At 54.3% G+C, this 12345-nt stretch carries 13 protein-coding genes; all 13 read right to left on the bottom strand.

What is annotated here, in order from left to right:
* Positions 1-9: 9 nt before the first annotated feature.
* On the bottom strand, positions 10-363 hold the full coding sequence (gene rplV, locus ORD20_RS09975; RefSeq protein WP_103375067.1) for a 50S ribosomal protein L22: 354 nt from the start codon (positions 361-363) through the stop codon (positions 10-12).
* Positions 364-376: 13 nt separating this feature from the next.
* A complete protein-coding gene (rpsS, locus tag ORD20_RS09970; RefSeq protein WP_103374992.1) occupies positions 377-661 on the bottom strand; it encodes a 30S ribosomal protein S19 in 285 nt (94 codons plus the stop codon).
* Positions 662-664: 3 nt separating this feature from the next.
* Positions 665-1501, bottom strand: coding sequence for a 50S ribosomal protein L2 (gene rplB, locus ORD20_RS09965; protein ID WP_103374993.1), 837 nt, complete (start codon positions 1499-1501; stop codon positions 665-667).
* Between the two features lie 18 nt (positions 1502-1519).
* A complete protein-coding gene (rplW, locus tag ORD20_RS09960) occupies positions 1520-1807 on the bottom strand; it encodes a 50S ribosomal protein L23 (protein ID WP_103374994.1) in 288 nt (95 codons plus the stop codon).
* On the bottom strand, positions 1804-2430 hold the full coding sequence (gene rplD, locus ORD20_RS09955; RefSeq protein WP_103374995.1) for a 50S ribosomal protein L4: 627 nt from the start codon (positions 2428-2430) through the stop codon (positions 1804-1806). The genes rplW and rplD overlap by 4 nt, the downstream gene beginning before the upstream one ends.
* Before the next feature lie 70 nt (positions 2431-2500).
* Entirely contained in the window at positions 2501-3703 is a 1203-nt protein-coding gene (gene tuf / locus ORD20_RS09950) for an elongation factor Tu (RefSeq protein WP_103374998.1), read from the bottom strand.
* 44 nt (positions 3704-3747) lie between these two features.
* Positions 3748-5103 carry an elongation factor G gene (locus tag ORD20_RS09945; RefSeq protein ID WP_430626140.1) on the bottom strand — a complete coding sequence of 452 codons (1356 nt, stop codon included), beginning with the start codon at positions 5101-5103 and terminating at the stop codon, positions 3748-3750.
* Between the two features lie 51 nt (positions 5104-5154).
* On the bottom strand, positions 5155-5625 hold the full coding sequence (rpsG, locus tag ORD20_RS09940; protein WP_103375000.1) for a 30S ribosomal protein S7: 471 nt from the start codon (positions 5623-5625) through the stop codon (positions 5155-5157).
* 31 nt (positions 5626-5656) lie between these two features.
* Positions 5657-6043, bottom strand: a complete 387-nt coding sequence (gene rpsL / locus ORD20_RS09935) for a 30S ribosomal protein S12 (RefSeq protein ID WP_103375001.1) — start codon at positions 6041-6043, stop codon at positions 5657-5659.
* A 31-nt stretch (positions 6044-6074) separates the two neighbouring features.
* Positions 6075-6332: a ribosomal L7Ae/L30e/S12e/Gadd45 family protein gene (locus tag ORD20_RS09930; RefSeq protein WP_103375002.1), complete on the bottom strand. Its 258-nt coding sequence runs from the start codon at positions 6330-6332 to the stop codon at positions 6075-6077.
* A 100-nt stretch (positions 6333-6432) separates the two neighbouring features.
* On the bottom strand, positions 6433-9585 hold the full coding sequence (gene rpoC, locus ORD20_RS09925; RefSeq protein WP_430626139.1) for a DNA-directed RNA polymerase subunit beta': 3153 nt from the start codon (positions 9583-9585) through the stop codon (positions 6433-6435).
* Between the two features lie 20 nt (positions 9586-9605).
* Positions 9606-11762 (bottom strand): DNA-directed RNA polymerase subunit beta, encoded by a 2157-nt coding sequence (locus ORD20_RS09920; RefSeq protein ID WP_430626138.1) that lies wholly within the window; start codon positions 11760-11762, stop codon positions 9606-9608.
* Between the two features lie 190 nt (positions 11763-11952).
* Positions 11953-12339, bottom strand: a complete 387-nt coding sequence (gene rplL / locus ORD20_RS09915; protein WP_103375005.1) for a 50S ribosomal protein L7/L12 — start codon at positions 12337-12339, stop codon at positions 11953-11955.
* Positions 12340-12345: the final 6 nt, after the last annotated feature.

Genomic DNA, 12345 nt, shown 5'->3' with positions numbered 1-12345 from the left:
AATCTCCTCCTAGCTGTTATGCCTGGGTCTCAGCACAACCGATATATGACTCGTGCGCTTCAGGATTGAAAATGCCTGCCCCCGACTCCTGGGGTGTATCCGCTTCAGCGTTGGTCCCCCATCTACCCATACTGCGTGCACGTAAAGATCGTCCGGGGCCATGTCGAAGTTGTGCTGGGCGTTAGCCACTGCGCTCTTAAGTAGCTTCGCAATCACCGACGATGCCCGCTTGGGTGTGTGCCGCAGAATTGCTTCGGCATCGCCCACGTTTTTCCCTCGTATCAAGTCCACAACAATGCGCACTTTGCGGGGTGAGATGCGGACATGGCGCACATGAGCCCGAGCTTCCGCTACGTCTGCCATCATTGCCATCCCCCTATTTCAGAGCTGTAGACCGCTCGGCTTTGTCTCCATGTCCCTTAAAGGTGCGGGTCGGAGCAAATTCACCAAGCTTGTGGCCAACCATCTCTTCTGTAATGTAAATCGGTACGTGTCTACGCCCATCGTGAATGCCAATCGTGTGTCCCACCATGTCGGGAATAATGGTACTGGCGCGCGCCCACGTCTTCAGGACTCGCTTCTCATTCTTTTCGTTCATGGCTTCGATTTTTTTTAGCAGTTTGGCATCGACGTACGGGCCCTTCTTTGTCGAACGACTCATACTCTACCTCCCTAGATTCCGCCGGCGTACAATGAGCCGGTCTGATGCCTTATGACGCTTCCGGGTTTTCTTACCCATTGCCACTTTGCCCCACGGAGTCATCGGGTGCTTGTGTCCGATCGGTGCTTTACCCTCACCACCACCGTGCGGATGGTCGACCGGGTTCATAACACTACCACGAACCGTTGGGCGCCAGCCCTTCCAGCGGTTCCGGCCCGCCTTCCCGATTCGGATGTTCTCGTGCTCGACATTGCCGACCTGTCCAATGGTGGCCCGGCAGCTTACCGGAACACGCCGCAACTCCCCTGATGGCAACCGCAGCAAAGCGTATTTGCCTTCTTTTGCAGCCAGTTGGGCTGAAACACCGGCGGAACGCGCTAACTGGGCTCCTTTGCCGGGAATCAATTCCACATTGTGCACAATCGTACCAACAGGAATGTCCTGCAGCTGCAAAGCATTGCCAGGCTTGATGTCCGCGTGGGGACCGGCCACTACGGTATCTCCGACCTTCAAACCCACAGGCGCCAAAATATAGGCAAGACTTCCATCTTCGTACTTCAATAAGGCGATGCGAGCCGTACGAAACGGATCGTATTCAATCGACATGACTTCCGCAGGCATATTTTCTTTGGTCCGCTTAAAGTCAATCTTCCGATACACTCGTTTGTGACCGCCGCCGCGGTGCCGGGTCGTAATACGCCCATAATTGTTGCGACCCGCCTTGCGGGGACGACCTTCGGTTAACGACTTCTCAGGACGCGTTTTCGTGATTTCGTCAAAAGACGCCACCGTCATGTGCCGCACGCCCGGAGAGGTCGGTTTCATCTTGCGTACTGCCAAGGTCCTGCCTCCTTAATGTTACACACCCTCGAAAATGTCGATCGTGTCACCTGGCGCGAGCGTGACGATGGCCTTTTTACGGCGCGTCGTGTGCCCAACCACGTTGCCTCGGCGTTTTTCCTTGCTAGGACGCCATAAGGTGTTCACTTTCGTGACGTGCACTTTGAAAATTTCCTCAATCGCATAACGAATTTCCACCTTGTTGGCGGATGGTGCCACCTCAAACGTGTACTTGTTTTGGGCCATCCGGTCCGTAGCCGCCTCAGTCACGAGAGGCCGCAATACAATATCGTAGGCTGTCTTCACTTGGTGAACACCTCCTCTACGCGCGCAATGGCGTCTTCATCCAACACAATGCGGTGGTACCGCAACAAACTGTAGGCATCTAGGCTGTCCGTCGTGACGGTGTGCACGTTTTTAAAGTTCCGCGCTGATGCCTTAAAGTTTTCATCCGGCCTTGCGGTCACAAACAAGACGTTGGTGCCTAATTCTAGCGCACGCAGCAATTCCGCCACTTGCTTAGTCCGGCGTTCCGGCAATGTCAGTTTGTTGACAACCTTTAGCTCCGCAGCATCCAACTTTGCGCTCAGGGCTTGGCGAATGGCCGCGCGCCGCATTTTTCGGGGGAACTTTAACGAGTAATCCCGGGGGTGCGGTCCAAATGTTACGCCACCGTGCCGCCATAACGGCGAGCGCGTGGTCCCTGCACGGGCCCGTCCTGTTCCTTTTTGACGCCAAGGCTTCTTACCGCCCCCGCGAACATCCGAACGCCGCTTGGTGTCGGCCGAACCCGCCCGCCGATTGGCCTGCAAGGCCACAATGGCTTGGTGCAATAACGAATGGTTCACAGGGACTGCGAAGACCGCCTCAGCCAGTTCACGCTGACCTACAACCTGCCCGTTTAAATCATAGACATTAACGGTCGGCATGCCTTACACCGCCCCTTTCTGGTTTCGCACTGAATCTCGAATCAGCTGGGCCACTGTCCGTCCCCCTTGCTTATAATAAAATCTGGGTTACAACACCAGCGCCCACTGTGCGGCCGCCTTCACGAATTGCAAAGCGCAGACCGTCTTCCATAGCGATTGGTGCAATAAGCTCGACTTCCATCTGAATGTTGTCACCGGGCATGACCATTTCCACACCTTCTGGAAGTTGGACCACACCTGTTACGTCTGTCGTGCGGAAGTAAAACTGGGGGCGGTAGCCGTTAAAGAACGGGGTGTGCCGACCACCTTCTTCCTTCGAAAGGACATAGACCTCAGCTTTGTATTTGGTGTGGGGGTGAATGCTCCCGGGCTTGGCGAGAACCTGACCCCGCTCGACTTCTTCTTTGTCAACACCACGGAGCAAGCAACCGATGTTGTCTCCGGCCACCGCCTGGTCCAACACCTTGCGGAACATTTCAACCCCTGTGACTACCGTCTTCTTGGCGGTTGGAACAAGACCCACAATCTCGACTTCTTCTCCCACTTTGACCGTGCCGCGCTCGACACGACCGGTCACGACGGTACCACGTCCGGTAATGGACATGGTGTCCTCAACGGGCATCAAGAACGGCCTGTTAACATCACGCTCGGGGGTCGGGATGTAGTCGTCAACCGCATCCATCAAGTCCCAAATCTTACCGCACCACTCGCAGTCCCGCTTTCCACAACCGCACTCCAAGGCCTTAAGGGCAGAGCCCGCCACGACCGGAATGTCGTCTCCAGGAAATTCGTAGCTGCTGAGCAATTCACGAACTTCGATCTCGACTAGCTCCATCAGTTCAGGGTCGTCCACCATGTCGGCCTTGTTCAAGAAGACGACAATGCTGGGCACGCCCACCTGACGAGCAAGCAAAATGTGTTCACGGGTTTGCGGCATCGGACCGTCAGCAGCAGACACCACCAAAATCGCACCGTCCATCTGCGCAGCACCGGTAATCATGTTTTTAACGTAGTCGGCGTGTCCAGGGCAATCGACGTGCGCATAGTGGCGGTTGTCGGTTTCATACTCAACGTGCGCGGTGGCAATGGTGATTCCACGTTCGCGCTCTTCGGGAGCTCCGTCAATCTGATCATAGGCCGTGTACTGCGCTTGGCCCTTGGTGGACAACACCCGTGTGATGGCCGCGGTGAGGGTCGTCTTACCGTGGTCAACGTGTCCAATCGTTCCGACATTAACGTGGGGCTTGGTGCGTTCATATTTCTTCTTGGCCATTGATAAATCCTCCTCATTGACAGTGTGTTTAGGGTTGGCAAAGACTAGTGTTTTGCCTTAATGACCTGTTCGGTCACATGGCGGGGTGCCTCATCGTAGTGCGAGAACTGCATGGTAAATGTGCCGCGCCCTTGCGTACGCGACCGAATATCCGTCGCGTAACCAAACATTTCGGCTAGAGGCACCATGCCGCGAATGGCTTGGGCGCCGCCGGGACGGGGGTCCATGCCTTCAATACGACCACGCCGGGAGTTGAGATCTCCTATGACATCACCCATATACTCATCGGGCACAACAACCTCAACAGCCATGATGGGTTCTAGCAATACGGGATTGGCTTTTTGTGCGGCGGCCTTAAATCCCATGGATCCAGCAATCTTAAACGCCATACCGGAGGACAATGTCCCCGAGTATACCCGGAAGAAGGCAAGCTTTCCTACAAAGGGGTCGGTCATGATTTTAAACGCTAATGCCGAGAAAGGCGCCGAATCGGACACTTCGCGATAAATCTCTTCGCCTGTCGCCGGATCATGGCCTCTTACGGAACCCACGTCAAGCGGCGACGGAAGGTAATCCACAACCGCGTCCAACAATGGCTGAACGCCTTTGTTGCGGTAGGACGATCCGCAAAGCACCGGAACCAATTGATTGCTTAAGGTGCCCTTCCGCAAGGCTGCGCGAATCTCGTCTTCGGTCAACTCTTCGCCTTCCAAATACTTTTCCATCAAAGCATCGTCCATGTCGGCCGCGGCTTCGAGCAAAATTTGGCGATGCTCCAAGCAAACCGCTTCTAATTCTTCCGGGATGTCCATGTATTCGCCGGTGGTCCCGAGTTCGTCTTCGTAGAGGTAGGCTTTCATTTTCAGAAGGTCGACAATCCCACGAAACTGGTCTTCGGCGCCCCATGGCCATTGAATGGCTACCGGGTTGGCTCCTAAACGGGTCCGAATTTGATTAATGGTATTCTGAAAATCGGCCCCAATGATGTCCATTTTGTTGACATAAGCAATACGGGGCACTTGATACTTATCGGCTTGCCGCCATACCGTCTCCGATTGCGGTTCAACCCCGCCCTTCGCGTCAAAAACGGCGATTGCGCCATCTAGAACGCGTAAGGAGCGCTCCACTTCAACTGTAAAGTCCACGTGGCCGGGCGTGTCGATAATGTTGATACGGTGATTACGCCAGGCAGCCGTTGTCGCGGCCGACGTGATGGTGATGCCCCGCTCTTGCTCTTGGACCATCCAGTCCATTGTTGCCGTGCCTTCGTGAACTTCCCCAATTTTGTGAGTACGGCCCGTGTAGAATAAAATACGCTCGGTGGTTGTCGTCTTACCGGCGTCAATATGGGCCATAATCCCGATGTTTCGGGTACGTTCCAAGGGAAACGATCGAGCCATGACTGCGAAACTCCCTTCTTACCTTCCTGCTTTCCAGTCCCCGGAAGCAATTTACCAACGGTAGTGCGCGAAGGCCTTGTTGGCATCCGCCATACGGTGCATTTCGTCGCGCCTTTTCACAGCGCCCCCCGCGTTATTCGCGGCATCAAGAATTTCATTGGCGAGACGCTCTTCCATAGTGCGTTCTTGCCGGTTACGCGCATACTGTACAAGCCACCGAATCGATAAAGAGAGCCGTCGTTGCGGCCGCACTTCGATGGGAACCTGATAGGTTGCGCCACCGACCCGGCGGGGCCGAACTTCCAGAAGCGGCGTCGTGTTTTTCACAGCCGCGTCAAAAACTTCCATGGCATCTTTTCCGCTCTTTTCGGCCACAATATCAAGGGCTCGGTAGACAATGCGTTCTGCAAGGTTCTTCTTTCCATCGAGCATGACCTTGTTCGTCAGTGCTGCAACGAGCGGACTATTATAGACCGCGTCGGGAGTGATTTGCCGTACTCCCGCTGCTCCACGCCTTGGCAATGCGTTACCTCCTTCTTACTTCACAGATACCCTACTTTTTACCTGCAGGTTGATTTTTCTTGGCGCCGTATTTCGACCGCCCCTGCGCGCGCTTTTGCACACCACCAGCATCAAGCGTTCCCCGCACGACGTGGTAGCGCACCCCTGGTAGGTCACGCACACGACCGCCCCGCACAAGGACAACCGAGTGTTCTTGCAGGTTGTGACCAATGCCGGGGATATAAGCCGTGACTTCTTCTCCATTGGTTAAACGAACACGTGCCACCTTACGCAATGCCGAGTTAGGTTTTTTAGGCGTCACGGTCTTGACGCTGATGCATACGCCCCGCTTCTGTGGATTCCCACGCAACGCGGGTGCCGTTGATTTCTTTGTGGTTTTCTTGCGTCCATGTCGAATCAATTGGTTAATTGTCGGCACTACCTTGACCCCCCTTTCACCGGGGCAGCTATCAGGCTCGCTCCGGTATTAGTGCCGCACAAGCAGCACCTACTTCAATTCCGCACAATCGGCCGAGTTCATCCATAGAATCCACGTAGTCAATCGGAATGCTGCGGTTTTGGCTTTGAGTCGCGATGTCCTCAATGACCCGGGCTTCAGCGTCTTTAGCTATGTAGACGTGAAGCGCTGTTCCATGGGTAATTTTCTTCAAAGTCTCCCGCATACCGACAACCCGGCGCCGATTGTCTCGCAGCGCGTCGATATCCATTGGTCTGGCCTCCCGGCGGTTACAGGCTTAGACACACTAGGGTATTTTATCACTGGAAAAGAGGCGTGTCAATTGACACGCCTCTTTTTGGCTGGTGATGCTACTTGATGAGCTCATTCTCGAGGTGCTCGGTTTCGGTACCTTCGGGGCCCTCAATCACCACATTGCGGTACCGAGACATTCCTGTCCCTGCTGGAATAAGCTTGCCGATAATCACGTTCTCTTTAAGACCCAATAGCGGATCGCGTTTGGCTTTAATCGACGCTTCCGTTAACACGCGTGTTGTTTCTTGGAAGGACGCGGCCGATAGGAACGAGTCGGTCGCTAAGGACGCCTTCGTAATTCCCAGCACCACGGGTTTTGCGACCGCAGGAGTTCCCCCACGCATCAACACTTCCGCATTTTGGTCCTCAAAATCAAACCGGTCAACCAAAGCGCCTGGCAACAAATCGGTGTCGCCGGCTTCTTCGATCTTCACCTTGCGCATCATCTGGCGGACCATGACCTCAATATGCTTGTCATTGATATCCACCCCTTGCAGCCGGTAAACCCTCTGCACCTCTTGGAGCAAGTAGTTTTGCACACCCCGAAGCCCTAGGACCCGGAGCAAATCATGGGGATTGACCGAGCCCTCGGTCAGCTCGTCACCCGCCTCAATACGGTCTCCATCATGCACGCGGATGCGTGATCCAAAGGGCACCACATACGTTTGGGCGTCATTTTGGTCATCGTTGACGACCGTAATCTCGCGCCGGCCTTTGTACGCTTGCGCAACGTCTTCCATAATAATTTCGTTGGCTTTGATCAACAGTTCACCGGTTTCGGGATGATACACATCTTCGGGCACGACCCGCCCAACAAGTCGGTCGTAGAGACCCTCGATGGTTTGGCCGCCATCTTTGATCTCAGAGACCAAGGTCCCCTGAGTGGTGCCACAATCCATCTCCCGAACAATCACATCTTGGGCCACGTCGACTAGACGCCGTGTTAAGTAACCCGAGTCTGCTGTCCGCAACGCCGTATCCGCAAGCCCTTTTCGAGCTCCGTGCGTCGACGTGAAATATTCGAGCACCGTCAAGCCTTCACGGAAATTAGCCCGGATTGGGAGCTCAATGATCCGCCCGGAAGGGTCAGCCATTAGACCCCGCATTCCGGCGAGCTGCGAAATCTGTTGCACATTACCACGGGCTCCAGAAGTGGCCATCATATACACGGAGTTATTCTTGTCAAGAGTCTCCATCAGGGCCTGGGTGACACGCTCTTTGGCTCGGGTCCAGATCCCAATGACGCGCTCATAACGCTCGTCGGCAGTAATGAGTCCCCGCCGATACTGGCGCGTGACTTGAACGACTTCGTCTTCGGCTTCCTTCAATATTTCCTTCTTTGCATCCGGTATCACGATGTCCGAGACCGCAATGGTCACGCCCGCGCGGGTCGCGAAATTAAAGCCCAGTGCCTTAATCCGGTCCAAGGTTTCCGCCGTCACGTCGTTTCCATAGGTACGAAACAAATTGGCCACGATGGTCGCTAGCGCTTTACGGCCTACGGTTTGGTCGATAAACCGCAACCCCTCCGGTAACGCGTTGTTGAAGAGGAACCGCCCTAAGGTTGACGTCCGTTTTTCGCCATCATACCGCATGGTGATTCGGGCATGTAAGTCTAGGAGCCCTTGCGAATAGGCCATTTCCCCTTCAGAAAGGTCTGCCAAGATCATGCCTTCGCCCTTAGCATTCTCCTTATCCATCGTCAGGTAGTACGATCCGAGCACCATGTCTTGGGTCGGCGTCACCACGGGTTGCCCATCTTTCGGGTTGAGAATATTTTGGGTCGATAACATGAGCACCCGCGCTTCAGACTGAGCCTCGGCGGACAAGGGGACATGCACAGCCATCTGGTCACCATCAAAGTCCGCATTATACGCGGTACAGACCAAGGGATGAATTTGAATGGCGCGCCCTTCAACTAAGACGGGTTCAAAGGCTTGAATCCCAAGGCGGTGCAAGGTTGGGGCGCGGTTTAGGAGCACCGGATGCTCACGAATAACATCTTCGAGCACATCCCACACTTCCGGCCGCACACGCTCCACCATGCGTTTCGCCGACTTGATGTTATGGGCGTAGCCTTCGTTCACCAGCTTTTTCATCACAAACGGCTTGAAGAGTTCTAACGCCATTTCCTTGGGAAGCCCACATTGGTGCATTTTGAGTTTGGGCCCTACCACAATAACCGAGCGGCCTGAATAGTCAACGCGTTTTCCGAGCAAATTCTGGCGAAATCGTCCTTGCTTTCCTTTAAGCATATCCGACAGAGATTTTAGGGGCCGATTACCCGGGCCCGTAACCGGACGTCCACGGCGGCCGTTGTCAATCAGTGCATCGACCGCCTCTTGGAGCATGCGCTTTTCATTGCGCACAATAATATCCGGTGCTCCGAGATCTAACAGCCTCTTTAACCGGTTGTTGCGATTGATCACCCGGCGATAGAGGTCGTTCAAGTCAGAGGTGGCAAACCGTCCTCCATCAAGCTGCACCATGGGGCGCAAATCTGGCGGGATGACCGGAATGACGTCCAAAATCATCCAGTCTGGCCGATTGCCGGATTGCCGGAATGCTTCCACCACTTCGAGACGGCGAATCGCCCGAATACGGCGTTGTCCCGATGAGCTGTTCAACTCGCCGCGCAGCTCCTGGGACAGGTCCTCGAGGTCCAGTTCCGCCAACAATTCCTTGACCGCTTCCGCTCCCATGCCCGCACGGAAATGGGCACCATATTTCTCCCGGTACTCCCGGTACTCTGACTCGACCAGCAATTGCTTTTTCATCAGCGGCGTTGTGCCTGGCTCGATTACCACGTAGGCCGCGAAGTATAAGACCTTCTCCAACGCACGCGGCGACATGTCGAGAATCAAGCCCATCCGAGAGGGAATCCCCTTAAAGTACCAAATGTGGGACACAGGGGCCGCTAACTCAATGTGCCCCATACGTTCCCGCCGCACCTTGGAACGTGTCACTTCTACACCGCAACGGTCACACACCACGCCTTTGTAACGGACGCGCTTGTATTTTCCGCAGTGACACTCCCAGTCCTTGGTGGGTCCAAAGATTTTCTCACAGAACAGCCCTTCACGTTCCGGTTTCAACGTCCGGTAGTTAATCGTTTCGGGCTTTTTCACTTCGCCTTTAGACCATTCCCGGATTTGCTCAGGAGATGCCAAGGCAATGCGCATCGAATCAAAGTGGTTTACATCTAACATCGAGTTGGATCCCTCCCGGTCTAGTAATCCTCGCCGTCTGTATCGCCCTCATCATCCGGGTCTACGCCATCCTCGTCGAGACCCTCATCGAACTCGGAATCCTCTGATCCTTTGCGCAAGATGGCGTAGGCATTTTCGGCTTGCTCATCAAAGTTCATGCCGCGCCCTGGCGCAAACTCTTCAGGCCGCCCACCTTCTGCATCTTCCATCAGACGGTGCAGCTCTTGCCCTTCGACATCATCTATGGCTTCAGGCAGAAGGTCAAAGGTGCGCTGATCCCCAGGCTCGTCATCCAACTCTCGCATTTCGATTTCTTCGTCGTTCTCGTTGAGAATCTTGACGTCCAATCCTAGACTTTGCAGTTCTTTAATCAGCACTTTGAAGGATTCCGGCACGCCAGGTTCTGGCACGTTCTCGCCTTTGACAATGGCTTCGTAGGTTTTGACACGCCCCACGACATCGTCAGACTTCACTGTCAGAAGCTCCTGGAGTGTGTAGGCCGCGCCATACGCTTCTAAGGCCCACACTTCCATTTCTCCAAAGCGCTGTCCACCGAATTGCGCCTTTCCGCCCAGAGGCTGCTGCGTCACCAGCGAGTAAGGGCCCGTAGACCGCGCGTGGATTTTGTCGTCGACTAAGTGGGCCAACTTCAGCATATAAACCACACCCACGGTGACCTCGTTATCAAAGCGTTCACCCGTGCGGCCATCATACAACGGCGTCTTGCCTGAGGCTGGCAAATGAGCGTCTGCGAACATACGCTGCAAGTCTTCTTCGCGCGCTCCATCAAAGACCGGCGTCGCCACTTTCATTCCTAGAGCCCGCGCGGCCCATCCCAAGTGAGTTTCCAAAACCTGCCCAATGTTCATACGGCTAGGCACCCCTAGGGGGTTCAAGACAATTTCCACAGGAGTTCCATCGGGCAAGAACGGCATGTCTTCTTCGGGCAAAATCCGGGAAATGACCCCTTTGTTCCCATGCCGCCCAGCCATTTTGTCGCCTTCCGATATTTTGCGTTTTTGGGCGATGTAGACTTGCACCAACTGATTAACGCCGGGTGAGAGTTCGTCCCCTTGGTCACGAGTAAATACCTTGACATCCACCACGATGCCCGATTCTCCATGCGGCACGCGTAACGATGTATCGCGCACTTCGCGTGCCTTTTCCCCGAAAATTGCCCGTAGCAGGCGTTCTTCAGCGGTGAGTTCCGTTTCCCCTTTCGGCGTCACCTTGCCAACTAAGACGTCGCCGGGCCGAACTTCCGCCCCAATTCGAATAATCCCGCGGTCGTCCAAGTCCTTGAGAACCTCTTCTCCCACGTTGGGAATATCCCGCGTAATCTCCTCAGGCCCCAATTTCGTATCGCGGGCATCGCATTCATATTCTTCAATATGAATGGATGTAAACACATCATTCTTTACCAGCTTTTCGCTTAGCAGAATCGCGTCTTCGTAGTTGTATCCTTCCCATGGCATAAAGGCCACCACCACGTTACGTCCCAAAGCCAACTCGCCTTTATCCGTCGAAGGACCATCTGCAATGATCTCCCCTGCCGACACGCGCTGCCCTTTGCGCACAATGGGCTTTTGATTGATACAAGTGCCCTGGTTAGACCGCGTAAACTTCAAAAGCTTATACGTGGAAACGGTGTGGTCATCATTTCTCACCGTAATTTGGTCAGCTTGAATTCGGTCGACGACACCGTCTTTCTCACTAATACTGACAACCCCTGAGTCCCTAGCGGCTTTCGCTTCCATCCCCGTGCCCACGACTGGAGAATCCGGCACCAACAACGGCACCGCTTGGCGCTGCATGTTCGCTCCCATCAAGGCACGGTTGGCATCGTCATGTTCAAGAAAGGGAATCAAGGCTGTTGCAATCGAGACCACCTGTTTAGGCGAGACGTCCATGTAGTCGACCCGCTCTGGTGTCTCTTCCAAAATTTCATGACGAGAACGCACCTGGGTCTTCAAATTGTAATCCACAAATTCTAAAATCAGGTTGCCGGTAAAATCCTGGATCGGGGAGATGTCGCGAAACATCTCACGCAAGCCCTCGCGCAAAAACCATTGATAGGAGTTTTGCTGAATTTCGATGAGGTTGGGCATGTCAAGAACTTCGTTGATGCGCGCAAAAGACACCCGCTGCGGGTGCTCGGCTTGGAGAGGATAAGCCATTCACAGTCAGCTCCTTGTTCTGATTTAGGTCCCAAAGGTTGCACGAGTGCTACAGACACGCGCCAACACGGTTGGTATGAATTGGCTTATAAAATATGGCAATTAAAAATAATATCACAAGCCCACCCCTAGGTCAAGGAAAAGTTTTTTCCGACCCAAGGGAGGGCTCCTACACTAGACTTTCAACAAACTATTTAACCTGAGCAGTTGCTCCGGCTTCTTCCAACTTCGCCTTTGCTGCATCGGCATCCGCCTTTGAAATCTTTTCCTTCACCGGCTTCGGCGCTCCGTCCACTAATGCCTTCGCTTCGGTTAGGGACAAGCCTGTCAATTCACGCACAGCCTTGATAACCTGGACCTTCTTGTCACCCGCTGAGGTCAAGATGACGTCAAACTCGGTTTGCTCAGCTTCCTCGGCCGCAGGAGCTGCTGCTCCACCAGCCGCGGGAGCCGCGGCGACCGCAACCGGGGCGGCAGCCGTCACGCCAAACTCTTCTTCCAGCGCCTTCACTAACTGGGATAATTCTAGCACATTCATCTCTTTCACGGATTCAATAATCTCTTCAACCTTGGCCATTAATTT

Source organism: Sulfobacillus thermotolerans (assembly GCF_039623705.1).
Lineage (GTDB): Bacteria > Bacillota > Sulfobacillia > Sulfobacillales > Sulfobacillaceae > Sulfobacillus > Sulfobacillus thermotolerans.
Note: the sequence above shows the minus strand (reverse complement) of the source record. Positions and strands in the feature narration are given on the sequence as shown.

Excerpts from the sequence above, each read along its gene's own strand:
- rplV (WP_103375067.1), bottom strand. The coding sequence starts at position 363 with ATGGCAGACGTAGCGGAAGCTCGGGCTCATGTGCGCCATGTCCGCATC.
- rpsS (WP_103374992.1), bottom strand. The coding sequence starts at position 661 with ATGAGTCGTTCGACAAAGAAGGGCCCGTACGTCGATGCCAAACTGCTA.
- rplD (WP_103374995.1), bottom strand. The coding sequence starts at position 2,430 with ATGCCGACCGTTAATGTCTATGATTTAAACGGGCAGGTTGTAGGTCAG.
- tuf (WP_103374998.1), bottom strand. The coding sequence starts at position 3,703 with ATGGCCAAGAAGAAATATGAACGCACCAAGCCCCACGTTAATGTCGGA.
- ORD20_RS09945 (WP_430626140.1), bottom strand. The coding sequence starts at position 5,103 with ATGGCTCGATCGTTTCCCTTGGAACGTACCCGAAACATCGGGATTATG.
- ORD20_RS09930 (WP_103375002.1), bottom strand. The coding sequence starts at position 6,332 with ATGGATATCGACGCGCTGCGAGACAATCGGCGCCGGGTTGTCGGTATG.
- rpoC (WP_430626139.1), bottom strand. The coding sequence starts at position 9,585 with ATGTTAGATGTAAACCACTTTGATTCGATGCGCATTGCCTTGGCATCT.
- ORD20_RS09920 (WP_430626138.1), bottom strand. The coding sequence starts at position 11,762 with ATGGCTTATCCTCTCCAAGCCGAGCACCCGCAGCGGGTGTCTTTTGCG.
- rplL (WP_103375005.1), bottom strand. The coding sequence starts at position 12,339 with ATGGCCAAGGTTGAAGAGATTATTGAATCCGTGAAAGAGATGAATGTG.